20 protein-coding genes are annotated in these 23994 nt (G+C 60.7%); 11 read left to right on the top strand and 9 right to left on the bottom strand.

What is annotated here, in order from left to right:
• Positions 1 to 7: 7 nt before the first annotated feature.
• Positions 8 to 814 (bottom strand): YfgM family protein, encoded by an 807-nt coding sequence (locus PYK22_RS07795; RefSeq protein WP_041975906.1) that lies wholly within the window; start codon positions 812 to 814, stop codon positions 8 to 10.
• 354 nt (positions 815 to 1168) lie between these two features.
• Here PYK22_RS07795 and PYK22_RS07785 point away from each other — a divergent pair, with 354 nt between their 5' ends.
• The 6 genes from PYK22_RS07785 (at position 1169) to gcvPB (ending at position 7535) form a co-directional block, all read left to right on the top strand.
• Positions 1169 to 1807 (top strand): sigma-70 family RNA polymerase sigma factor, encoded by a 639-nt coding sequence (locus PYK22_RS07785; RefSeq protein ID WP_060635456.1) that lies wholly within the window; start codon positions 1169 to 1171, stop codon positions 1805 to 1807.
• A gap of 246 nt (positions 1808 to 2053) precedes the next feature.
• On the top strand, positions 2054 to 2845 hold the full coding sequence (locus tag PYK22_RS07780; protein WP_041975902.1) for an anti-sigma factor family protein: 792 nt from the start codon (positions 2054 to 2056) through the stop codon (positions 2843 to 2845).
• A 182-nt stretch (positions 2846 to 3027) separates the two neighbouring features.
• Positions 3028 to 4149 carry a glycine cleavage system aminomethyltransferase GcvT gene (gcvT, locus tag PYK22_RS07775; protein WP_211197643.1) on the top strand — a complete coding sequence of 374 codons (1122 nt, stop codon included), beginning with the start codon at positions 3028 to 3030 and terminating at the stop codon, positions 4147 to 4149.
• Positions 4150 to 4233: 84 nt separating this feature from the next.
• Positions 4234 to 4629 (top strand): glycine cleavage system protein GcvH, encoded by a 396-nt coding sequence (gcvH, locus tag PYK22_RS07770; protein WP_041975900.1) that lies wholly within the window; start codon positions 4234 to 4236, stop codon positions 4627 to 4629.
• A 2-nt stretch (positions 4630 to 4631) separates the two neighbouring features.
• The gene (gcvPA, locus tag PYK22_RS07765) at positions 4632 to 6011 is read left to right on the top strand and encodes an aminomethyl-transferring glycine dehydrogenase subunit GcvPA (RefSeq protein WP_041975898.1); all 1380 of its coding nucleotides are present in this window, start codon (positions 4632 to 4634) and stop codon (positions 6009 to 6011) included.
• Positions 6012 to 6035: 24 nt separating this feature from the next.
• Positions 6036 to 7535: an aminomethyl-transferring glycine dehydrogenase subunit GcvPB gene (gene gcvPB / locus PYK22_RS07760; protein ID WP_041975897.1), complete on the top strand. Its 1500-nt coding sequence runs from the start codon at positions 6036 to 6038 to the stop codon at positions 7533 to 7535.
• A gap of 117 nt (positions 7536 to 7652) precedes the next feature.
• Here gcvPB and PYK22_RS07755 read toward each other — a convergent pair whose 3' ends face one another.
• From PYK22_RS07755 to PYK22_RS16545, 8 genes are all read right to left on the bottom strand, one after another.
• The gene (locus PYK22_RS07755) at positions 7653 to 7943 is read right to left on the bottom strand and encodes a hypothetical protein (RefSeq protein ID WP_041975896.1); all 291 of its coding nucleotides are present in this window, start codon (positions 7941 to 7943) and stop codon (positions 7653 to 7655) included.
• Between the two features lie 115 nt (positions 7944 to 8058).
• Positions 8059 to 8658, bottom strand: coding sequence for a hypothetical protein (locus PYK22_RS07750; protein WP_041975895.1), 600 nt, complete (start codon positions 8656 to 8658; stop codon positions 8059 to 8061).
• 138 nt (positions 8659 to 8796) lie between these two features.
• The gene (locus tag PYK22_RS07745; RefSeq protein WP_041975894.1) at positions 8797 to 10026 is read right to left on the bottom strand and encodes a glycoside hydrolase 5 family protein; all 1230 of its coding nucleotides are present in this window, start codon (positions 10024 to 10026) and stop codon (positions 8797 to 8799) included.
• Between the two features lie 106 nt (positions 10027 to 10132).
• Positions 10133 to 11533, bottom strand: coding sequence for a glycosyltransferase (locus tag PYK22_RS07740; protein WP_041975893.1), 1401 nt, complete (start codon positions 11531 to 11533; stop codon positions 10133 to 10135).
• Between the two features lie 147 nt (positions 11534 to 11680).
• The gene (locus PYK22_RS07735) at positions 11681 to 12634 is read right to left on the bottom strand and encodes a glycoside hydrolase family 130 protein (protein ID WP_041975892.1); all 954 of its coding nucleotides are present in this window, start codon (positions 12632 to 12634) and stop codon (positions 11681 to 11683) included.
• Positions 12635 to 12743: 109 nt separating this feature from the next.
• The gene (locus PYK22_RS07730; protein WP_211197642.1) at positions 12744 to 15242 is read right to left on the bottom strand and encodes a glycosyltransferase family 4 protein; all 2499 of its coding nucleotides are present in this window, start codon (positions 15240 to 15242) and stop codon (positions 12744 to 12746) included.
• Positions 15243 to 15432: 190 nt separating this feature from the next.
• Positions 15433 to 18102 carry a ComEC/Rec2 family competence protein gene (locus PYK22_RS07725; RefSeq protein WP_041975891.1) on the bottom strand — a complete coding sequence of 890 codons (2670 nt, stop codon included), beginning with the start codon at positions 18100 to 18102 and terminating at the stop codon, positions 15433 to 15435.
• Positions 18103 to 18133: 31 nt separating this feature from the next.
• Positions 18134 to 19762 carry an ArnT family glycosyltransferase gene (locus tag PYK22_RS16545; RefSeq protein WP_060635455.1) on the bottom strand — a complete coding sequence of 543 codons (1629 nt, stop codon included), beginning with the start codon at positions 19760 to 19762 and terminating at the stop codon, positions 18134 to 18136.
• 143 nt (positions 19763 to 19905) lie between these two features.
• Between PYK22_RS16545 and PYK22_RS07715 the strand changes: the two genes are divergently transcribed.
• From PYK22_RS07715 to miaA, 5 genes are all read left to right on the top strand, one after another.
• The gene (locus tag PYK22_RS07715; protein WP_041975890.1) at positions 19906 to 20883 is read left to right on the top strand and encodes a Gfo/Idh/MocA family protein; all 978 of its coding nucleotides are present in this window, start codon (positions 19906 to 19908) and stop codon (positions 20881 to 20883) included.
• Positions 20880 to 22007 (top strand): serine hydrolase domain-containing protein, encoded by a 1128-nt coding sequence (locus PYK22_RS07710; protein WP_060635454.1) that lies wholly within the window; start codon positions 20880 to 20882, stop codon positions 22005 to 22007. Before PYK22_RS07715 ends, PYK22_RS07710 begins: the two co-directional genes overlap by 4 nt.
• A 24-nt stretch (positions 22008 to 22031) precedes the next feature.
• Entirely contained in the window at positions 22032 to 22565 is a 534-nt protein-coding gene (locus PYK22_RS07705) for a chromate transporter (protein WP_157770747.1), read from the top strand.
• On the top strand, positions 22562 to 22753 hold the full coding sequence (locus PYK22_RS07700) for a hypothetical protein (RefSeq protein ID WP_041975888.1): 192 nt from the start codon (positions 22562 to 22564) through the stop codon (positions 22751 to 22753). The genes PYK22_RS07705 and PYK22_RS07700 overlap by 4 nt, the downstream gene beginning before the upstream one ends.
• A gap of 232 nt (positions 22754 to 22985) precedes the next feature.
• The gene (gene miaA / locus PYK22_RS07690) at positions 22986 to 23936 is read left to right on the top strand and encodes a tRNA (adenosine(37)-N6)-dimethylallyltransferase MiaA (protein WP_041976065.1); all 951 of its coding nucleotides are present in this window, start codon (positions 22986 to 22988) and stop codon (positions 23934 to 23936) included.
• Positions 23937 to 23994: the final 58 nt, after the last annotated feature.

Here is a 23994-nt window from a genome sequence, read left to right as displayed (position 1 = left end):
CGCGCCTTCAGAAGACCGGAAATTCGACGGGAGGTTCCGGCGGCAACTGCGCATAGCGGTCCGGGTCTATCGCTTGCAGGCGTTCGGCAGCGGCGCGCACAGCATCCGATTGCGCTATGGGTTTCCCATTGCGATCGCGCGCCGTGCGCGCCGCTTCAACCATACGAAAGAGGAGGTCGGAAGCTTCCTGTCGCTTGCCCTGTTTGTAGAGGATTTCGGCGATGCGCAATTTAGCGTCATCCGGCGGGATGATCGGATTCCTTGCATCGGCCAACTCGCGGTAAAGCGCGAGCGCGGCATCCAACTGACCATCAGCCTCTCGCGCTTGGGCGAGCGCAAATTTCGCCCAAGCGGCGATCTCATCATTCCCGCTCTTGCTGAGCGCTTCGAGCTCGCCGAGGCCGCGCGCGCGATCGACCTCTAACAGGTTCACTGCGGCGAGATAACGCGCTTTATCGCGATAAGGCTCGCCATATCGAGCCGCGACCTTTTGAAACTCCTCGGCGGCACGCTGCGCGCGCTCACGCCGGTTGGCGAACTTCGGCCCAGCGTAGCCCGCCGGGACATCTCCGATTGGCGCTTGGGCGATGCGGATCGCCTCGCCGAGCGCCTTTTGCGCCTCATCGGCGCGTCTGGCGCTCCACCATCCCCATAGTCCGACGACGAGCACAAGTATGACAATGGCGCCGACGGCATAGATGACTGTGCGGCGTCTTGCCGCGATCCAATCCCCCAGCCGTTCGAAGAGACTGACTGTCGCATCGCGAAACGCATCCTGCTTGAGTTCGCGCGCGCGCTGTTTGTATCGAGCCACTTCCCTTCCCCCGAAGATTTCAGATAGCGCCGATAAGTTTCAGCGGACGAGAAGATGAATCTAGCGGCGCGCTCCGAAAGATGTCAAGGAACCGAAAGGTTGCGCGTCGGCTGTGCGCCCGGATGGAGGTTCGGGTTCGCGACGGAAAAAGAGCGCTCGCCGAATTGACCGCTGGCGACGCGCATGCTACGCTGCGCAGCGCGGAAACGTCCGAGACCGTGGCCTGCCAGAAGGTGATTTGCGAAACTAACGCGGCCAAGTCATGGGAACAAAATCTAATCGATCGGTGTCTAATGTGGTGGCTGGACATGAAGCGTCGGCGCGCGGCTTGTGTCCTATTCTCGGAGGTGGCCGGTGAGCGTCGGTGACCCAATCGTCCTCGGCGGACAGGTCGAGTTCGATCAGATCACGGCCGCATCCGAGGCGCGCGACGATGCGGAGTTCATTGAAAGATTGCGCGCTGGCGAAGCGGCGGCCTTCGATAAGCTCGTCGCCGAGCATGCGAACGAGATCTATGCGCTGCTCTATCGCTTGGTCGAGGATGCGGAGGAGGCGCGCGATTTGACGCAAGAGACATTCCTGCAAGCCTATCGCGCCATCTCCGCCTTTCGCCGCGAATCGAGCTTGCGCACTTGGCTTTATCGCATCGCGATCAATCAAGCGCGCAACCGCCACCGGTGGTGGCGATGCCGTGGCCGCGACGAGACGGTCTCGTTGGATTCCATAAACGGCTTCAATGAAGCGCGCGCTTCGTTGAATCCAAACGACAACCCTGAGCAGGTCGCGCTGGCGCACGAACGGGAACGGGCGCTTCGCAACGCTCTTCATGCGCTCAACCAGCGATTCCGCGAAGTCATCATCCTACGCGACATAGAAGGGTTGAGTTACGAAGAGATCGCCGCAGCGCTCGGCATCAGCGTCGGAACCGTCAAATCGAGGTTGGCGCGCGGAAGGTTGGAGCTGCGCCGTCGCCTCGAGGGATCTTTCTCATAGCGGAGCGAATGGCTGCCCTGCCCCGGCTAGACCAAGAAACCCGGTGCCAGTGGGTCAAGGAGCCGAAAGCGCGATTCGTCAGAAGCACGCGCGGTTGGAAATGGGACGAGGTTTGAAAACGCGGCCAGCAACACCCGTTCTGATGGCTCGTCCGTTCCAATTTCGGGTGTTTCGAGCGAAGCCTTCTGCTCACTTGGGAGGAGCCAGCCGGGGTCGGCCAGCCATTCGCTCCGGATGCGCACAGCAATGATCTGCGAAGAGGTACAACAGGCTATCCCGCTCTACCTGGATGACCAAATCCCGCCCGCCGTACGAACGGCGATTGAGGCGCATCTGGTCGAATGTCCCGTCTGTCGCGCTCAAACAGTCGAATTGCAGGCCATCCTGCGCGGCCTTCGCGCGCTGCGAACGCCCGCCCCTCCAGCCAATCTTTCGCAAACGATCAATCAAGCGCTCGCCATCGAGCGCGCCGCGCGCCGATTAACACCGCCCCGCCCGCTCATCGAACGGTTAGAATGCTGGCTGCGTCCCCGCGTGATGCCGTACACGATCGGCGCGCTGGCCTCGCTCTTCCTCTTCATCGCTCTGCTCAGCGCCATCCGACCTCATCTACAGAAGCTCTACGAGCTGGAGCGCGCCTCGGAAGCCGCCTCAAGGGTCGCCTGGCTCGACGAGATGAACGGTTCTATGCCTTACAATCAGATTTCGCCCCTCGCCTATGTGGCCAGTCGCGCCCCCTTCACTCCGGAATCGCCGAGCCTCAATCCACAGGGCGCACTCGCCTCGCTCGAATGGAACGATCCGCCGAGACGCGAACCGCGCGATGAGATGGTCGTCATCGCCGATGTCTTTAGCAGCGGACACGCCTCGCTGGCCGGGATCGTCCAACCGCCACATGACCTTCGCGCGCTCAATGAATTGGAAGCGGCGTTACGTCGCGCCCCGGCATTCGTCCCAGCTTCGCTCGATCGAAGGCCGCAGACCATGCGCGTCATCCTCGCCGTCCATCGCGTAGACGTGCGCGACAGGAAGAGATAGCCCTCTCAAACTCGCGAACCATAGCCAGACAGAGAGGCTCCATCCGTTAAATTGGCGCTGGCGTCGATCCTCGGGCGTCGCTTGACGCACCGAACGCAGCATGTTAGCTTTCCGGTTTGATCCGCTTCTGCACCATGACCAGTCATCAACCTTTTCGCGCGAAGTGATCAAAGGGGACGAATGTGACCGCGCCGTTGCTTAAAAAGACGCCGCTTAACGAGGCCCACCGTCGTTTAGGCGCGCGCATGGTGGATTTCGGCGGCTGGGAGATGCCCGTGCAATATCCGGCTGGAACCATCGAAGAGCACATGCGCGTGCGCACGCATGCCGGCCTCTTCGATGTTTCTCACATGGGCGAGATCGAGGTTCGCGGTTCGGATGCGATCGCTTTCGTCAATCGTCTGACTTCGAACAACGTCGCTAAACTCGTCGATGGGCAAGCGCAATATTCCGTCCTAACGACGCCGCAGGGGACGGCGATCGATGATCTTCTCATCTACCGTTTTTCGCCCGACCATCTATTGCTCGTCGTCAATGCGGCGACGACCGAGAAGGATTGGGATTGGATCACGAGCCATCGCTCCGATGAGGCGGTCATCTTGCGGAACGTCAGCGCGGAGTATTGCCAGCTCGCGCTCCAAGGGCCAGACGCTCAACGTATCTTGCAGGGATTGAGCGACGTGCCGCTCGACGGGATCAAATACTATCACTTCCTTCAAGGCGAAGTCGCAGGTGTGAAGGCGATCATCTCGCGCACGGGATACACGGGCGAAGACGGGTTCGAAATCTATGCGGCGCCTGAGAAGGCTGAATACCTTTGGGATCGGTTGCTCGACGCCGGTTCCTACGGCGCTCCCGATGGCGTTCTACCGTGTGGGCTCGGCGCGCGCAACACGCTGCGACTCGAAGCGGCGATGGCGCTTTACGGCCACGAGCTCGACGAGACAACAACCCTGCTCGAAGCCGGATTGCAATGGATATGCAAATTTGACAAAGGCGATTTCATCGGGCGCGAAGCGCTCCTCAAACAGATGGAAGAAGGCGTCCCGCGCCGTCTCGTCGGATTCGAGATGATCGAGCGCGGCATCGCGCGCGACGGGCAAGACGTTTACATCGCAGGCGAAAAGCGCGGGCGCGTGACTTCGGCTGGCCCAGCGCCGTACTTGAAGAAGAACATAGGATTGGCCTATGTCCCTTCAGAATCGGCGCGCGTAGGACAAGAGATCGAAATCGACATTCGCGGGCGATTGACGAAGGCGCGCATCGTACCGACGCCTTTTTACAAAAGGCCTCGCAAGATATGATCCTAAGCGACGATCGAACGGTGAGAGTTTAAAACGCGCTCTTGTAAAGTCTCGTTTTCATTCTTGAGGAGGGGAATAGATCCCATGGCAGCATACGTTCCCGAGGATCTGCACTACAGCAAAGATCACGAATGGATCAGGGTCGAGGGCGACACCGGCATCATCGGCATCACGGATCATGCGCAGCAATCTTTGGGCGATATAGTTTACGTCGAATTACCGCGCGTCGGCGATACCTTCGCCGCTCACGACGCCTTCGGATCGGTCGAATCGGTCAAGGCCGTTTCCGAAGTCTACGCTCCGGTATCGGGCGAAGTGATCGAAGTCAACGAATCGCTCCAAGATGAACCCGAGAAGGTCAACGCCGATCCCTACGGCGAAGGGTGGATGATCCGCATTCGCCTCTCCGATCCGAGCGAGATCGACAGCCTTTTGACCGCCGCCGAATACGAAGACTACATCAGACAGGAGATCGAATAGCGTTGCGTTACATTCCCAATTCACCGGAAGAACGCGCTGAGATGCTGCGCGCCATCGGCCTCGAGAGCGCCGAACAGCTCTTCGCTTCGATCCCCGAAGAGCTGCTCCTGCGCGCTCCTTTGCGCACGCCCGCGGCGATGTCCGAACCCGAAGTCTTGGCCAAGTTCGAAGGGCTCGCCGCGCGCAATCGCGCAGCTGGGCGTCCATCGTTTCTGGGAGCCGGCGCTTACAGGCATTATGCGCCGACGATCATCGATCATCTCATCTCGCGCGCCGAATTCTTCACCGCCTACACCCCATATCAACCGGAAATCTCGCAAGGCACGCTTCAGGCGATCTTCGAATTTCAAACGCTGGTCTGTCAACTGACCGGGATGGAAGTGGCCAACGCTTCGATGTACGACGGTTCGACGGCGCTCGCCGAAGCGGTGTTGATGGCCGAACGGATAACCGGTCGCAGCCGCGTCGTCATCTCGACGGCGATCCATCCGGAGTATTTCGATGTCGTGCACACATATGTTCAGCACGCGGGGATCGAACTGGCGCGCGTCGGGTACGACGAGCAAACGGGTCAAACCGTCATCGATCGCGAGAAAGCGCTAGATGAACGGACGGCGGCGCTCGTCATCCAGTCGCCGAACTTCTTCGGTTGCCTCGAAGATGTGCAGAGGATGGCTGCAAGCGCGCATGAGGTGGGCGCGCTTCTGATCGTCGTCATCACCGAAGCGCTCTCGCTCGGTCTGCTTCGTCCGCCGGGCCAGTGCGGCGCAGACATAGTCGTAGCGGAAGGACAATCGTTCGGCATCCCGCTCTCTTTCGGCGGGCCATACGTTGGACTGTTCGCCACGCGCGAACGTTTCGTCCGCCAAATGCCCGGTCGTCTGGTCGGCGTAGCTTCGGACAAAGAGGGACGGCGCGGTTTCGTCCTCACGCTCGCTGCGCGCGAACAACACATACGCCGCGAAAAAGCGACCTCGAACATCTGCACGAACGAAGGTCTGGTCGCCCTTGCGGCAACCATCTACATGACGACGCTGGGAAGGCGCGGCTTACAAGAAGTTGCCTACCAATGCGCGCAGAAGGCGGCTTATGCAGCGCGTCGGCTCGCGTCACTGGAGGGCTTCGCGCTCCCGCATTCGGCGCCGAGATTCAATGAGTTCGTCGTGCGCGCTCCGGTCCGGGCCGACGAGCTTCTCGAGCAATTGGCTGCGGAACGAAAGATCACGGGCGGACTGGCGCTATCGCGCTATTTCCCCGATCGTCCGAACGACATTTTGGTTTGCGTCACGGAAGTGAACACAAGATCGGAGATCGACGCGCTCGTCGCGGGACTGAAGGAATTGACCGCCAGCTCCGTCGCAACGTCTTTGAGCGGGGAATAGTCAATCAAGGGGGAAGCTTTTCCGATGAAGCTGACGAAAGCGACGCCACACATCACACAGAATGAAGACCTGATCTTCGAGCGATCACGTCGCGGCAGGATCGGGTACCGCTTGCCTGAGCTCGATGTCGAAGAGGCTCCGCTCGATGCCCTTATCCCACGAGAGTTGCGGCGCGATGATGATCTCGAAGGCGTGCCCGAAGTGAGCGAAGTCGACGTCGTCCGCCATTTCACACGCCTTTCGACGTGGAACTACGCGGTCGATCACGGCATGTATCCGCTCGGCTCATGCACGATGAAGTACAATCCACGATTGAACGAGCGGATCGCGCGCCTTGCGGGCTTTGCCGATCTTCATCCGCTCACGCCCGAAGAGGACGCGCAAGGCGCGTTGCAGGTCATCTACGAACTGCAGGAGCATTTGGCAGAGATCACCGGCCTTCCCGGAGTCTCGCTGCAACCGGCGGCTGGCGCGCATGGCGAGATGACCGGCATCATGATGATCCGCGCCTTCTTGGATGCGCGCGACGGCAAAAGGCACGGGCGGAGCGTGATGATCATCCCGGATTCGGCTCACGGCACCAACCCAGCCTCCGCCCATCTATCGGGCTTCAAAGTCAAAACGGTCAAAACGACGCCGGAAGGGTTGACCGATCTGGACCAGTTGCGAGAGCTCTGCGCGACAGGCGACGTCGCCGGTCTGATGCTCACCAATCCGAACACGCTCGGCCTCTTTGAAAAGGAGATTCGAGAGATCTGCCGCATCGTTCACGACGCTGGCGGGCTCGTCTATATGGATGGCGCGAACATGAACGCGCTCGTCGGATGGGCGCGCCCCGGAGACATGGGCGTAGATGTCATCCATCTGAATCTACATAAGACCTTCTCGACGCCACACGGCGGCGGTGGTCCCGGCTCCGGCCCATGCTGTTGCACGAAGGAACTGGAGCCTTTCCTGCCCGTCCCGCGCGTGGTGCGCGATGGCGATCGCTTCCGCCTCGACTACGACCGCCCGCACTCGATCGGGCGCGTCAAAGCTTTCTATGGGAACTTCGGCATGGCGCTGCGCGCGCTCGCCTACATTTTGACGCACGGACCGGATGGGCTGCGCGAAGCGACCGAGACCGCCGTGCTGAACGCGCGTTACCTGGCCCACCATCTAGCGAGCGATTACGAAAGACCTTATGACGCGCCGCCGATGCATGAGGTGGTCTTCACGGACAAACGCCAAGCCCGTAAAGGCGTGCACACGCTCGACATCGCCAAACGGCTGATCGATTACGGGTTCCATCCGCCGACGATCTACTTTCCGTTGATCGTCCAAGGGGCGATGCTCATCGAGCCCACCGAATCGGTCGGGCGCGAAGAACTGGACCAGTTCATCGAAGCGATGCGCTCCATCGCGCGGGAAGCCGAAGAGGATCCGGAACTCGTGCGTAGCGCACCCCACACGACGCGCATCAGCCGTCTGGATGAAGCGAGCGCGGCACGGCGTCCCATCCTTCGATGGAGGCCGGAGAATTGAGCTGAGGCGCGAAGGGGGAATCGCCCTCAAATGATGAGACGAAGTTCGGTTCCACGTGGCGAGGCGGCGCCGCTTTTCGATAGTCGAACGCGCAAAATAGCGAGGGCGCCACTGACATCAATCGAGATCCAGTGGGTTAAGAGGCGGCTCTTCTCCCCGCTTTTCGGCGCGCTTCATCGCCTCGCGGAACTTCTCTTCCAACACCCGCTCTCGCTCGCGCAATGAACCCAATTCTTGTTGGAAGATCTGCTCGCGCCTCTGCTTCTGCTTTTCGAGTTCGCGCGCCATCTCTTCAAAAGAGGCGAGAGGTCTGCTTTTCTCCTCATGCGAGATGATCGCTCCCGTTTGAGCATCGATGATCAACGTCGCCTCGCAGCAGGGGCAGACGACCGTCCAACGCTCCGCCACTTTAAACCTCCTTAGCGGAATTCCGGCACTTCAAGCGGAGCCAGTATACAATCAATCGCAGCCTAGCGCCCAACTTCTCCGCGAGCCGACCGCCTCCGAATCTTCGAGAAGCGCCCTATGGCGTCACCGCCTCTTTGACCGCCTTGCCGGCCTTCTTCGTCCCCTCGACCGCTTTTTCGCCTACCTTCTTGGCTCCCGTAGCCGTTTTCTCCCCGACGGTCTTCGCCCCTTCGACGGTCTTCTCACCAATAGTTTTCGCCCCTTCGGCGGTCTTCTCAGCAGCCGTACTCGCCCCTTCTTTCACCGCCCCCGCAGCTTCTTTGGATTTATCGACGACAAACCCAGCAGCATCGGCCAAGGCGTCTCCCGTCGCGCTGAGGGCATCGGCGACCTTGTTCTCCGGCAACTCCTTCACTTCGCCCGTGCGCGAATAGACGCGCGCCGTCTTTCGCCCGCTACTGTCGGTCGTGACGACAACCTTTTCAATTCGGCTGTTCGGATCGCGGAAGATGCGCGTCTCGGTTCGCACGCCGTTCTCCTCACGCACGGTGATCTCCGTATTGTCTGGTCCAGGTTGCGCTTGCTCTGCCGAGTTGGCGTTCGCCACCGCTAAGGCGACATTCGCATTGACGTTCTCGCCGACGCGCTCGCTTTGCGCGCACCCGGCGATGATCACCGAAAGCGCTAACGCACTAGCAGCCAATCCCTTGTTCAATTTCGTTTCCCCCTCCTCAGGTCCGAATTTTAAGGCGAAGCCAAGGATAGCCGAAGGGTGACGGATGAAGCAAACCGGCGAGCAGCTTTCAACAGGACCGCAAGCGGGCCGCAATATCGATGTAAGAGATCCAATTCGTCATTCTCCAACCGCCCTCGAACTAGGGAACTCTTCGGCGAAATGCTCCTTGAATCGCGCGTAGAGCGCGACGAGATGGCGGCGCGGGTTGGCGTAAAAACGTTCACGCTCGATGCCGATCCACTCGAAGTCCGCGTTCAACTGGCGGCGCTCGCGCCCAACGAAAGGAGAGATTTCAGCGACCGCCGGTTTAGCCGACCCATCGGCGCGCCACAATCCGAAGAAACGCTCGTGTACGGCTAGATCCAAGGGCGGCTCATCCCAAATCGCTTCATCGTAATCGTTCGCGCACCAGAGGAAAGCTCCCATGAAACCGAATCGGTGAAGAGCGTTAAGCGCGCGCTTCGTATAAGAAGCTGCCTCATCTTCGGCAAGCAGTTTGAAAGTGGACAGATCGGCGATCGTCTGCGCGAGCTTCGCGTCGGTCGGCATCGTCGGTGCGCCGAACTCCTCGAAGAGCACTTCGCGCCCGCCAAGCCAATAGGTGAGCAGACCGAGGAACGGCAAGAGCGCTTCGTCCGTCGGTCCAGCGGCCCAATCGGCATATAGCGGATAGCCATGCATGCAGAGGAAGTCGCAGACTCGCGCCGCCTCCACCGGGCCGAGCTTGCGATCCTCTTCCAGATCCTCCATGTGCAAACCGATCGTTATCGGATGAACCCGATCGGCGGATCTGATCTCACCCGCCATGCGCTCCAACCAAGCGACCGCCAAAGCGCGCGATGGCGGCACGACGCAATTCGAATTTTCATTGCCCAGATCCCAAGCCCAAACGGCTGGATGCTCGCCGAGCGCCTCCGCAACGTAACGAGCGAGCAGCGCTTGAGCTTCGACGATCTCTTCATCGACGTACCAGTTCCGCGGAACGGCTTCGATCACTTGATCCTGTGCGACGATGCGGAATCGCTGCGGCGCCGCGGGCGCGTCGAAATCCACGGCCCACAAGGGCAACCAATTGACGCCGCTCATGTGACCGGTGAACAGCGTCGGCATAAGCGCCAGATCGCAACGCGCGGCGATATCGGCGACCCGCACCAATCGCCGCAACATCTCTTCGGCGATATATTCGGGCGCGGGCTGAAAATCTTCCCAGAGGAGGAAGATCCGCACCGTGTCGAATCCAGCGGAACGGATGCGCGCGAAATCGCGTTCGACTTCACCGGCATCGAAACGGCGCCACCAACGCATCGCGCTGCGTGCGGGCCAGTAGTTGATGCCCAGTCGGAACATAGTCGAAGCGTTGAAGTTTATGCCACGCCGCCCGGTTTCATTTGGCCGAGCGATCTAGCGCGTGGTTAGAAGATGGAGACGATCGCCACGCATCGGCTTCGCCGCTTCAAGAAACGCGCCCGAAATCGTCTTCCAAACGCACGATGTCATCTTCGCCCAGATAATCGCCGCGTTGGATCTCGATGAAGATTAGCTTCTCGTCGCCTGGATTCTCGATGCGATGCGCGGCGCCTTGGGGTATATCTATCGTCTCCCCCGTCGGGACGATGATCTCTCGACCATCGAGCGTCACCTTGCCCGTCCCCTGCACCATCATCCAATGTTCGGAGCGGTGTGCGTGGCGCTGATAACTCAGCCTCTTGTGAGGCAGGACCTCGATCCGTTTGACTTTATAGCCGCGCCCTTCGTCGAGCACGGTGAAACTGCCCCACGGCCGCTCGTCATAAAGCGGCGAGGTGGCAGCGGTTGAACTGCGCGCCGATCCCTCTCTCTTCGTCTCTTCCATCCTCAAAACCTCCTTGTAAACCCGTAGGTATTCTTCGACCATCCGATCTTGGCTGAAGTTGCGCTCCACATGGAGGCGTGCGCGCGCGCGATCCAACTCCTTGATGCGCGCGATGGCGGAAACGGCCTCATCGATTGAGCGCACGAGGAAGCCTGTCTCGCCATCGACGACGATCTCAGGCACGGAGCCGCGCGGCGTGGCGATCACGGGCGTGCCACATGCCATCGCCTCGACCATGCTCAGCCCGAACGGCTCGTTGAAGTTTATCAGATGTAACAGCGCTTTCGCACCGCCGAGGATCTCGTCTCGACGATCGGGGCCGACCGATCCGATGTAGCGTATCCGCTCGTTCAAATAAGGTTCGACCTCGCGCGCGAAATACTCTTGGTCCTGAATGATGCCGGCGATGATCAACCGCTCGCCCGTGCGCCGCGCGACCTCGATCGCCTCGCGTGCGCCCTTGTCGTGATGGATGCGCCCGAAAAAGAGCAGATAATCGCCCGGCTCGCGCCGCAGCGTGAACTCCTCGAGCGGGATGCCGTGATAGACGGTCGCGACATAGTGCAGCCGCGGATGGCGATCCGCATTGCTGATCGAAACATAGTAGGCGCGCCCGTCATATTTCTCGTAGACGGGAACGATGCGCTCGGAAGAGAACCCGTGGATCGTCGTGAGCACCGGCGTCTTGACCAATCCGCTATAGGAGAGCGGAAGGAAATCGAAATGGTTGTGGATGAGGTCGAATTCATCGGCCCGCTCGAAGACCGCGGAGATATGAAGGCACTCCCAGACTTTCGGGTCGATTGACGGATCCTCCGAGTATGGCCGCGGACAGACTCCGACGAGTCGCGCGCGCGTGATCGAATCCGCCGTCGCAAAAAGCGTCACATCCACGCCGCGCGCGACCAACCCTTCCGTGATCAGCGAGACGACTCGCTCCCACGGACCATAATGGCGCGGCGGGACGCGCCACGAGATCGGGGCCAGCATCGCGATGCGCATAGAGCCGCTACCCAATAGAATTCAACGATCGCATGAACGCTCCCGAGAAGGCTGTCTCAAGCTGAACGAGTGACGCCCGCCCCCTCTAGCGAAGCTTCGCGGAGGAGAGCGCTGCCGAAGATTCGCCTTCCCCTCGGAGCGCGCTTCTTAACTGTTCTCTTTCAACCAATCCAAAAGCTCTTGCACGTTGCCGATCGCCAAGGCGATCGAGGTATCGGCTGCTCCGTAGTAGAGGCGCAACTCGCCAGTCTCCGGGTTGTGCGTGAAACCGCATGGGAAGACGACATCGCCGACATCACCCATGCGTTCGTAAGGCTCATCCGGGCCGAAGATCCATTCATCGCCGCGGCGGATGACCTGTCGCGGGTCATCCAGATCAAAGAGCGCCAGCCCCAAGCGGTAGAGGCAGCCAGCCGGAGTTGTGCGCACGCCGTGGTAGATGACGAGCCACCCTTCGGGGGTTTCGATCGGCGGCGGACTCAAACCGATCTTGTTGGCATCCCACCAAGCGCCGCGGCGCGCCTCCAGCATGACCGTATGATCGCCCCAGTGTTTGAGATCGGGCGAGAACGAGACCCACATGTTGGCCTTGCTGTTCGGGAAGTTGGAGACGGGGCGATGGATGAGCGCCCACCGCCCGTTGAAGCGGCGGGGGAAGAGGGCGGCGTCCTTGTCCTCGGGCGGCATGACGGCTCCGAGGCGTTCGAACTCGCGAAAATCGCGCGTCAAGGCGAGCGAGACGAGCGGCCCCGAGGTTGAATATGACGTATAAGCGATGATGTACCGGCCAAGCTCTTCGACCCACGTGATGCGCGGGTCCTCGATCCCCCAGACCTCTTCTGGGTAGTTTTGCGGATCTGGCAGAAGCGTCGGCTCCGGATCGATCCGCCAGTTGGTGATCCCATCGTGCGAGCGAGCGGCCGTCAGATGCGAGATGCCACGTCGGTCTTCGACGCGCACGAGCAGCAGGGTTTCGCCGTTTGGCAGGCGGGTCGCGCCGGCGTTGAAGACGCTATTTGCCGGATACGGCCAATCACAAGCGGTCAAGATGGGATTTCCTTCGTACCGCCGAAAGAGTTCACGAAATTTGCTATTCTTCATCTCCACCTTTCATCCTGGATCGCAAAGCTGGGATTGAGACTCAAAAGTTCAAAGCTGAAGAGTTTCCAAATTTCCATCCCCCTTGATGAATGATGCCGCGCTCCTCGATTCAATCGGAGCTTTCGGCCTTCGCGCTCTGTATCGCGGCGCCGAGGGCAGTCGGCGTCGCCGATGAGACCGCAGCCGTCGCGGCGATCTCGAGCTTCTTCTCGCGCAAACGGGCCGCAGCGAGCAACCCCAACAGGCAACAGATGACCGATTCCGCCCCTTGATTCAAACTCGCCCCCTGCGGATCGAGGCCGTCCGAACAAGCGCCCGTCACCAGATCGTACAACCTCACTCCGAGGCGATTCCGACCGAGCAACCACTCGACGGCAGCGCGCGCCATCTCGAGATAGTAGCTCTTTTCTGTGATCTCATAGGCGGTTGCGCAAGCCTCCGCCGTGTACCCAGCCTCTATTGGTTGCTGGCCGAAAGTCGCGCGTTCGCCGCCCCGTCTGTACCAACCTTGATTCCCGATGAAGTCGAACTGTCCGCCGGAGTAAGTCTGCTCCAGCAGGAAATCGAGCGATTCGAGGCCGATCTGCAAGAATCGCTCTTCGCCCGTCGCCTGGTAGGCGAGCAACATCGCCTGCGGCAATTTGGCGTTCGCATAGGTCAATTCTTCGCCGAACCAACGCCAATCATCCGCCCGAGCCTCTTCGTAAAGGCTGGCGAGCCTATTCGCCAGTTCATCGAGCTTGCGACGAACGAGCGCCGCTCCATCGTACCTTTGTAAGAAGGCATGGAGGCCACAGATGGCGTAACTGATCGCGCGCGCGTGAACGAGATCGAGCGCGCTCAATGAGCGCTCGAACATCTCGCGCGCCAAAGCGCGCATCCCCTCCGTCGGCCCCAAAGCGACGGCCATCCCGACGCCCCACAGCGCGCGCCCCAAGGTATCTTCGCTGCCGACCTCATCGGTAAACTGTCGCGCATAGTTCATGAAGTTGTGGAAGCGCCCATCCGGACGCTGGGCCAGTTGCAAGAAACTCAAGTAGGTCGTCGCCAGACGCAACGCCGTCGGATCTTCGAAATTCCGGTGATGCATCAGGGTCACGACCAAGGCGCGTCCGGCATCGTCGGTCGAGTAACCGAAACGGCGATCCGGGATCCCGTACGTCGCATGCTGAATCAATCCCGTGTCATCTGTCAGACGCACGAGATGATCGAGTTTGATCTCCGGCACGTCGAGGCTCGCGCGCACGAGCGGGAGCGTGGCGCTCGTGCGCCCCTGAAACTCGCCGACCGTTTGCCGGAAGAGCTCGACATAAGCGCGCCCAACCTCAGGCCACGTCATCTGCCGCCCGAACTTGTAAGCGCGTTTGCGCATCTGATGGCGCATCGCCTCATTCTCGATCAACCGATTGATCGTGCGCGCGAGCGCTTTAGAATCGCCGAACGGGACGAGCTTGCCGCGCCCGTTAGCCAACAGCTCTTCCGCGTAAAGATAGGGCGTCGAGACAACCGCTTTACCCATCCCGACGGCATAGGCGAGCGTGCCGCTGACGATCTGTTCGCGCGATTGATATGGAGTGATATATATGTCGCACGCGCCTAAGAACTCCCGCAACTCGTCGTCATCGACATAACGATCGTAGAAGATGACGTAATCCTCTAACCCCAACTCGCGCACACGGCGTTTCAACATCAAGCGATACTCTTCGCCATCGCGCCGTTTGACCTCCGGATGCGTCGCGCCGAGCACGATGTAGACGACCTCGGGATGCACGCTGACGATCTCGGGCAACGCATCGAGCATCATCTCGATCCCTTTGTTGCGACTGAGCAACCCGAAGGTGAGCAACACGAGCCGCCCTTCGACGCCGAACTTGTCCTTGTAGTAGTTCGGATCGACGAACGGCACATCGGGCACGCCGTGATGTATCAATGAAACCTTCTCCTCGGTGATGCCGTAAACGTCTTTCAAGATCGGAATCGCGCGACTGTTGAGCACCACGAGCCGATCCGAAGCGTTGGCCACACGTATCAGCGAGACGCGGAATCCAGCGAGCGGCTCGCTCAGCACGGTGTGCAACGTCGTCACCACCGGTTTGTTGAGGTTCTTCAAAAGCTCCAGAATGTACCGGCCTTCCGGTCCACCGAAGATGCCGAATTCATGTTGGACGCAAACTATATCCGCTCCCGAAAAATTTATGTACTCAGCGGCCAAACGATAATCGTTCAACTGATTCTGCCGTATTTCGAAGACGACCTCGGGCGGATACTTGTAGTTATTGGGCGGATTGGTCATCGCGATGACGAAGGCTTGCACATCATCCGCCACTTGGCAGATCGCGTGTCGCAGATCGCGAGTGAAAGTCCCGATACCGCATTCGCGCGGCGGATAGGTCCCAATCAGGCAGACCTTGAGACCACGCCCTGGCCGCTCGCTTTCGCTGACCGTGCCGGTCAAATCGAGCCCTTTCTCGTACTGACGCTGCAAAGCCATGCTCGGCGTATTCGCGGCCTCCTCCAATCGCCGGCGCGCGCTACGCCTCTTCTCCTGCGCCTCCTTCGCGTCTGCGTCGAAATGTTCGTTTTCGTATCCGGTGACTTTCACTTCCATCAGCTCCCCCTCGTCACGTTTTAGCAAGCCTTGCGCCATTTAAATCTAAAGCGTTGATTCTCATCAACGCTCTGGCGACAAGGACGCACAAGGACTCAATAGGACATATTAACCGTTCGCCAGCCCGCCTTTCAACAAGCAACCGCGGCCAAATATCTATTTCCCTCATCCGCAACCAGTTCCCTCTCCCTTACCGCACCGCGGTCCTCACGTCGAGCGCGCGTCCATCGGTCAGCACCGTCACCATTCCCATCTCTCCCGTGATGAGGACGCGCGCTCCGCTGGTACGCCAACGCGCCACCACCTCGGCATGAGGATGGCCAAAGGGCGAACGGCGCCCGACCGAGATGACGGCAAGCGATGGACGAGTGGCGGAGACGAAATCCGGCGACGAAGAAGTACGGCTGCCATGATGCGCCACTTTGACCACGTCGCAACGCAGATCGGCGGATTTGACCAATCTCTCTTCCACGCCGCTTTCGATATCGCCAGTAAATAGCAGACTCCTCTCGCCGTAACGCACGCGCAAGACGATCGAGCGCTCGTTATCCCGCAATCCCATCCCTTCCGACGGCGGCCACAGCGTTTCGATCGCGACCGCGCCATCGCGCAACAGATCGCCTCGACTGAGCCTGTAAAGCGGTATGCCGCGCGCGCAGAGAGCGGCGGCGAACCGCGCGAACTCACCGTTCTCTTCTCCTTCGGTTGAAGCAACAAATGCCGCGCGCACGCGAAAGAGTCGCGCTATATCGATCAAACCGCCGATGTGATCGGCATCGGCGTGTGTTGCGACCAGATAATCGACATGGTCCAGTCCGCGCCACCAGAGATATTCGGCGACGACCGCCTCACCGATCGAGCGCCTATCGCGTTCGAATGATCGCTCCTCCTCCAGATCGTAGCGCGGCCTCCCGCCGCCATCCACGAGAACGGTCTTCCCGCTCGGAAGCGTGATGAGCGCCGCGTCGCCCTGTCCGACATCCAAAAAATCGACCCTCAGCCAACCACCTTCGCCCCTTTCGCTCCACGGATGCGCGATGACGATGGCGACGCACAGGCTCAACGCCGCCGACGAAAGTCCCACCCACCGTCCTTCCGCGCTTCGACTATCGAAGCGGAGCGGATCCCACCGAGCCACAGACCTGAGCAGAGCGATGAAGATCGCGTAGTAGATGAGATAGATCATCGCGCCCGATCCCGCATACTCCGGCAAGCGCAATGCGCCGAGGCCCAACTTCGCGAATGGATCGACCGCGTGCGCAGTTAAAGCGACGAGCGCTTCACACGCGCTGGCGACTCTTTCAGCCAGATGAGCGTTCGCCGCGTCGAGTAGCAGGGCGAAGCTGGCGAGGATGGCGAGCGCTCCGATCAGCGGCGCGATGACGATGTTCAATAGAACCCCCGCGAGCGAGACGCGATGGAAATAGAGCACGAAAAGCGGAAGCAGGGCCAATTGCGTAGCGCAAGAGATGATGAGCGCCATCGCGACATAGCGCAGCGCGCGTTGCAAATGCCAGCGTTCGATCGCCCTAGCCGCTCGCGTTTTGAAGAGGCGATAGCTGTAAAGAGAACGTGTCAACTCGCGCCGCCATTCGCGTTCGCTCCAGAAGAGGGTTTCAGCCAGCACGCGAAACCATCGGGCACAGCGCGGAGGGTATGGCGTCAAACGAGTTGGACGCCACTGGCCCACCTCGCGCATCCTTTTGCCGATCGGCCACGCCAAAGCGACGATCGCCAAAACCGAAAGGAACGTGAGATGAAAGGACCGATCGAAGAGCTCTTGCGGTCGCCAGATCAGAAGCGCGAGCGCGCTGCCGCCCAAGGCGTTGAGCGACGGGGCGCTTCGCCCAACGATTGGGGCGAAAGAGACGCAGGTCCACATCAAAGCGGCGCGCGTTACGGGCGCCTCGGCGCCGACAGCGAGGGCATATCCCCACAAGCACAGGGCCGTCACCACATACTGGGCCACACGATTACGCACCAGCGAGCGAAGGATCAGCAGGATGAGGCTTCCGAGGAAGGCGATATGCGTGCCGCTGATGACGAGGATGTGGAAAGTGCCGCCTTCGCGAAAGGACTCGCCGATGGCGCGCGAGATGGTATAACGATTGCCGAGAAGGATGGCCTTCAGAAGTCCCGCTGTTTCTGCTGCGAAAAGGCCATCGATCTTCTCCGCGGCTTCCGCGCGAGCTTGCGCCAGCCACCAAAAGAGAGAGCGCTCGCCGTCAGACACTCGCTCGATGAGCAGAACGCTCTTTATCGTGCCCCAAGCATCTATGCCGCGCTGCTGCATCACGGCGAGCGGCGATTCGACGCCGGGATTACGGAAGCTTTCCTCACGTTCCAAGCGGACGAAGACGCGCACCCGAGTCCCATACTCGAGTTTCAGTTCGCGGTACTTACGCTCCGCCTCTCGATCGCGCAAGGGGAGGAAGAGCTGCGCCTGACCGCGCGCGGCGAAATCATCACCCCTATAACGCAATCGGCTCGTTTCGATGAAGAGATAGACGCCATCAAGCGTTCGTTCGGGCGCGCGCGCCAGCGTTCCGGTCAATTCCACGGGTTCGCCCGATTCTATTCGCCTCGTCTCGTAAAGCGATCGAAGGCTCGAGCTGTTGGATCGGCCCTCTTCGATCTGCCATGCCACGATGCCAGCGGTCAGATAAGCGACAGCGACACAAAGGGTCGCGATCCCCTCGCGTTCGCGTTTGAGCGCGACGAGGGCGCAGATCACCGCCAACGGGCCGAGGCTCAACGCGACGCGCATCGAGAGCCAATCGGAAGCTCCGATCCCGATCGCGAAACACGCCGCGAGCAAGGCCAGCGGGTGAGGATTGAAAGCGAAGCGCCGCAAGCCCATCTGACGATCGATTTGCCTGATCCGGATTCGCCTACGAAAGCGCGCGGACGACGAAGAGCGCAACCGCGCCGTTATCGCCGATCCGCTCGACGCCGAGCGTGCGCGCTTCAAACAGTTGATGCGCGTGTTCGACCGGAACGATGACGAGCACCGGTCCACCGAACCGGCGCGCCCAATCGGCGACTTGAGAGACGCTTTCGAGTTTCAAAGGCTCGCCGCGCGCATCGTACACCAGACGACCGGCCCCGTAAAATTCCGCCGTCCTCTCGATCGTATGAAGGTGTAGAATCGGCATCCGATCATACCCCACCGCCGCCGCTCGCGCGAGGAGGTCACGCACCGAATGATGGCTGGCGGCAGTTTCAAGCGCGCAAGCGACGATCAAGACGATGGAGAGCGCCACCGCGCTGCCGATCGCCGCCACTTCTCGCCAAGCCACACGCGAGCGACGGCAGAGATAGATTCCGGCCAAAACCGACGTCACTGCCACCGGTCCAACGTCGAGCGCGGCCAGATGTTCACGGTGAATCGCGTAAGCGGCTCCGCCTAGACCGAGCAAGATGAAAGACGCTCCGACGATCTTCACGTTCCATCTGCCGAAAAGCTCTCGATCCATACCACATCGCAGACCGAGACCGATCAACAAGGCGGCTCCGGGAAGCGACGGCAGAACGTATCCGGGAAGCTTCGATCCGGAGAAAGAGAAGAAGATGACGGGCACCATCAACCAGACAAACGCGAAGATCCTCGCCCGGCTTATGACGTCAGCGGCGCGCCAGTTCATCCGGCGAAAGGCCGCGATCTCCGCGATGAGAAACGGCGTCCATGGCAAACTCAACAGCGCGATGACCGGCAGGTAAAAGTAGAAGGGTTGGGGATGATGGTACTTGTTCGAGAGGTATCGGGCGAAGTGGTGCTGAATGAAGAACTGATCGATGAAAATCCAACCGTGCCGCGCGATCACCGGACCGTACCAAGAAGCGGCGACGAGGCAAGCGAGCGGCACTCCCCACCACAAACGCAGTTCGACCACATCGCGCAACCGACCTTGCAACCACAAGTAGATCAGCACAACCCCGCAAGGGATGATCAATCCGACCAGTCCTTTCGCCAGCAGCCCCACTCCTATGGCGACGTAGAATACGCCGAGATAGAGGAGCCGTTTTCGCTCACGCTCCTCGAGATCGAAAAGGAAGAAGCCACAAAGAGCCAACGTCACGCTCGCCGTCAAAGGCATGTCGAAACTGGCCCCGCGAGAGAAGACGAGCATCCCCAAACTCGTCGCCGTGACGATCAAAGAGAGCCATCCCAGTCCGCTCAGCGCCGTTACCTTTTCAAGGCACCATCCCAAAGCCGCGATCGCTAAAGAGGCAAGCAGTCCGGCGCAGGCCGGACCGAAACGCGCGGCGAATTCCGAAACTCCAAACAAGCGATAGCTCACCATCATCATCCAATAGAGCAACGCCGGTTTCTCGAACCACGTGTGTCCGCCGAGCGTCGGCGTGATCGGATCGCCGCGCGCGAACATCTCACGCGCCACCTCCGCATAACGCGGCTCATCGGGACCGGCGAGCGGCATCCATCCCAAACCGAAGAAGTAGATGAAACAGATGATCACCAACGCCACCCAAGCGCGCTTGTCAACCCTCGGATGTTGCAAGTATAGTCACCTCGAAGGGAATGAGTTTCGCAAGACGTGAGGGCGGAAGAGAGCGCGCCACTCTCGAGTCAAAAGCTCGCCATCCTCCCCTCAGGTCTTCGCCGATACCGATTTTGCTCTAGCTCGATGAGCTTTGTCGAACTATGCTGAAGACCGCTGTCATCGGCGTCGGCCACCTCGGGCGACAACACGCGCGCATTCACGCGGCGCTCGCCGCCGAAGAGCGCGCGCGTTTCGTCGCCGTGTGCGATCTCGACGAGGATTCGGCGCGCTCGGTCGCGCGCGAACGCGCGGTAGACTGGACCACCGATTGGCGCCAACTCATCGGGCGCGTCGACGCGGTGAGTTTGGCTGTCCCGACGGAAGCACACTGCGAGATCGCCGCGCCTTTGCTCGAAGCCGGGATTCACGTCCTCGTCGAGAAGCCGATCGCGCGCACGCTCGAAGAGGCTGATCGCATGATCGCCGCCGCCGAGCGCGGGCGGAGCCTGCTTCAAGTCGGCCATCTCGAGCGCTTCAATCCGGCGCTCGTCGCGCTTCGCCCATACGTGCGCGGTCCGCTCTACTTCGAGATCCACCGCGTCGGTCAGTTCACCGCCCGCTCGCTTGACATCGACGTCGTGCTCGATCTGATGATCCATGATCTGGACATCGTACAATGGCTCGTCGGCGAGGAGATCGAAGTGACGGCCATTCACGCCGTCGGCATCCCGATCTTGACCGACCGCATTGACGCCGCCAACGCGCGACTCGAATTCGCTTCGGGAGCCGTCGCTAACATCACCGCATCGCGCGTCGGGACGGAGAAGATCCGCAAGATGCGCTTCTTCCAACCGCACGATTACATCGCCGTCGACTACGCCGCGCGCCGCGCCTCGATCAGCAACCTCGCACCGGCGAGCGCCGCGGGGATGTGGCCCGGCGTCAGCACCAAGCATCTCGAAGTTGAGGACGTCGAGCCGCTGCGCGCCGAGATCGAAGCCTTCCTCGCCGCCGCCGAACGCGGCCTCCCCTCGCCCGTCTCCGGCGCGGATGGGAGGCGCGCGCTTGCGCTCGCGCTGCGCACGCTAGCGCGCATCCACGAACACGCACAGCGCGCCGGCGTGCCGCTCGAAAGATGAAACCGCAACCTGCAACGAAGATCTCGAGCTTCTTGGCCGAACGCATCGAGGCCGGCGATTTCCCTTCAGCCGTCTATCTGATCGCCGAACGCGGAGAAGTCATCTTCGCCGATGCGCTCGGTCATAGCGTCATCGAACCCGAACGACGAACGGCGACGCTCGAAACGATCTACGACCTGGCTTCGCTCACGAAGCCGCTCGTCACGGGTCTGCTCGTCGCGCGTTTGCTCGAAAGCGGAACGCTGCGACTCGACGACGAAGTAGCGAACTACCTTGAGCCGTTCCGAAGAAGCGACAAACAAGCGATCACCGTGCGCCATCTCGCCACACACACTTCCGGCCTTCCGGCATGGCGTCCGCTCTATCTGTTGACAGGCGGCGATCGTTCTTCGGCGCTCGACGCGATCGCTCAATTGGAACTCGAATCGCCTCCGGGGACGCGCGTCATTTACAGCGATCTAGGGTTCATCGCGCTCGGCTTTTTGATCGAACGGCTGACAGGCCGCCCTTTCAGCGAAGCAGCCCATGATGAGATCTTCGCGCCGCTCGCCCTGAAACGCACATTCTTCAACCCGGATGAAAGTTGGCGCGCCGAGATCGCCGCATGTGAACTCGGCGGGACGATCTATGAACGTGAGATGTGCCGCAAACTGAGCGCAGCGGAGGTTCGGTACGACTGGCGCGAAGGCGTGATTTGGGGCGAAGTGCATGACGAAAACGCCCGTTTTCTCGGCGGGGCGAGCGGGCATGCGGGGCTGTTTTCCTGCGCGCATGATGCGTTCTGCCTCGCGCAGCAGTTCCTTCCGCGCACGACTGAACTCCTACGCCCGACGACATGCGCCCTCTTTTCCGAAAACATGACCGCAGGTTTGAACGAAGCGCGCGCGCTCGCTTGGCAACTCGCCGCCACTCAGGATTCGACCGCGGGCCCGTCTCTACCGCCTGAAAGTTTCGGCCATACTGGCTTTACGGGCACGAGTTGTTGGCTCGATCCGCACCGCGAGCGCATCTTTTTGCTCTTCACCAACCGCACGCACGTGCCTAAGTTGCCGTTCGCAAACATCAACGGCGTGCGCCGCCGTTTCCATTCGCTGGCCGTCGCCGCGCTCGGCGCGAAGACATAGCGTGGACCAAATCGCAAGATATGAGTGAAACGGCAAACTCCACATGCGCAGCGATCGCGCTCCAACCCTCCACTTCGCTCGTCTTCATCTTTTCGGGCGCCATACGGCGAAAAGTTGCGCCGGAATCAGCGATTGACGAACGCGCTATCGGGCATGACGGCCGCTGTGGTCGGCGTCATCCTCAACCTCGCCCTCGTCTTCGGCGCTGCCGTCGTCTGGCCCAACGGATTTGCCTCCTCGCCGGACTGGTTCGCCCTCGCCCTGAGCGCCGCGACCATGATCGCGCTCGTGCGCTTCAAAGCGGAAGTGCTGTGGGTCATCGCCGCCGGGCATCATCGCCGATCTCGCACGCTATTTGTGGCAGAGCCTCTCTTAATCGATCTCTTTGAACGCTTTCGAACCCGAATAGTTCTCGCCCCACGCGAGACTCGGGTTCTGAACCTCAAGGAGTTCGTCAAGAGAGAGCGCCCGAGGTTCCAAAAAGAGATGAGTCATAGCAATCACCACTACGCGATGCACTCGCGCGCGATCCAGAAACCGGAATTCAAAAAGAGATGAGTTACAACAACCATCTTCCGGCAAGCGCACAGATCGTCAGTTCGGGAGCAGTTGCAGTGTGGCGCAAATCGACGGCTATGCCTTACAATTCCCTGGTGATCTTCTCGCGCCGTCAGATCATCGGTGCGCTCATCTTGCTCGCGCTGATCGGGATCGTTCTCGCGCTGCGCTACGTTTCGAGTCGCTGATGGGGCCGCAGACAGCGTCCGAGTGGCACGCCGCGCTCGCGGAGACGAAGCGCGCGCCTTTCGCAGTGGGTTCGCCTGCGCCCATCGTCTTCCGACCTCGATTTTCGAAGCGCGGCCCCGTTCAGCTATGCCGAACGACGCAAGCTCGCGTCATGGCACGCGCCAAAGAGACTGTTCACTGGTTGTTTTCGGCCACTTCGAATGCGGCGAAATGCTAGCCTTCTCCGACGAAATGACGGCAAGGCGCCGACCGATCATCGCCATCGTCGGACCGACCGCTTCGGGCAAAAGCGCGCTCGGCATCGAGATGGCGCTCCGTTTCAACGGGGAGATCATCAACTGCGACTCAGTGCAGGTCTATCGGGAGATCGAGATCGCGACAGCCAAAGTCCCGCTCGCCGAACGGCGCGGCGTGCCGCATCACCTGATCGACTTCGTCCCGCCCGATGTGCGTTTCACGGCGGCGGATTGGGCGCGACTGGCGGCGGAGAAGATCGTGGAGATCGAAGCGCGCGGGCGCACGGTCTTTCTCGTCGGCGGTACAGGCTTCTACCTGCGCGCGCTGCGCGAGCCGTTCTTCGAAAGCCCGCCAACAGATGAGCGGTTGAGGAGTCGGCTGCGGCGGATCAAAGAACGACGCGGAACCGAACACCTGCACCGCATGCTGCGGCGTCTCGATCCGGAAGCGGCGGCGCGACTCAGCCCGAGAGATTGGCCGCGCATCACGCGCGCGCTCGAAGTCATCTTTCAAACCGGGCGCCGCTTCTCCGAGCAGCAACGCGAGCGGCTTCCGCCGCCGCCATTTGCCGAACGGATCCATGTCTTCGCGCTCGATCCGCCGCGCGCCGAACTCTACGCGCGCATCGAGCGGCGCACGGAGGAGCACTTTCGCGCCGGGCTGGTCGAAGAGGTCCGAAGACTGCTCGCGCGGGGCGTGCCGCCTGATTCGAGCGCGCTCGGCGCGCACGGTTACCGTCGCGTCGTCGAGTACTTGCGCGGCGAGCGCACGTTGGAGAGCGCCATCGCGCAGACCAAACTCGACGTGCGCCATTACGCTAAAAGGCAGTGGACGTGGTTTCGGCGCGAGCCGGGCGTCGAGTGGATCGGCGGGTTTGGCGATGATCCACAAGTCCAAGCGCGCCTTGCCGCGCGCATTGCGGAATTGTGCGAGAGAGCCCGATAGAGTGCTCCCGGAGACTCGCCGAAACGGTATCCTCTTGTGCTATACTGCGAGCGGTCGA

It is taken from the genome of Pyrinomonas methylaliphatogenes, from assembly GCF_000820845.2.
GTDB lineage: Bacteria > Acidobacteriota > Blastocatellia > Pyrinomonadales > Pyrinomonadaceae > Pyrinomonas > Pyrinomonas methylaliphatogenes.
Note: the sequence above shows the minus strand (reverse complement) of the source record. Positions and strands in the feature narration are given on the sequence as shown.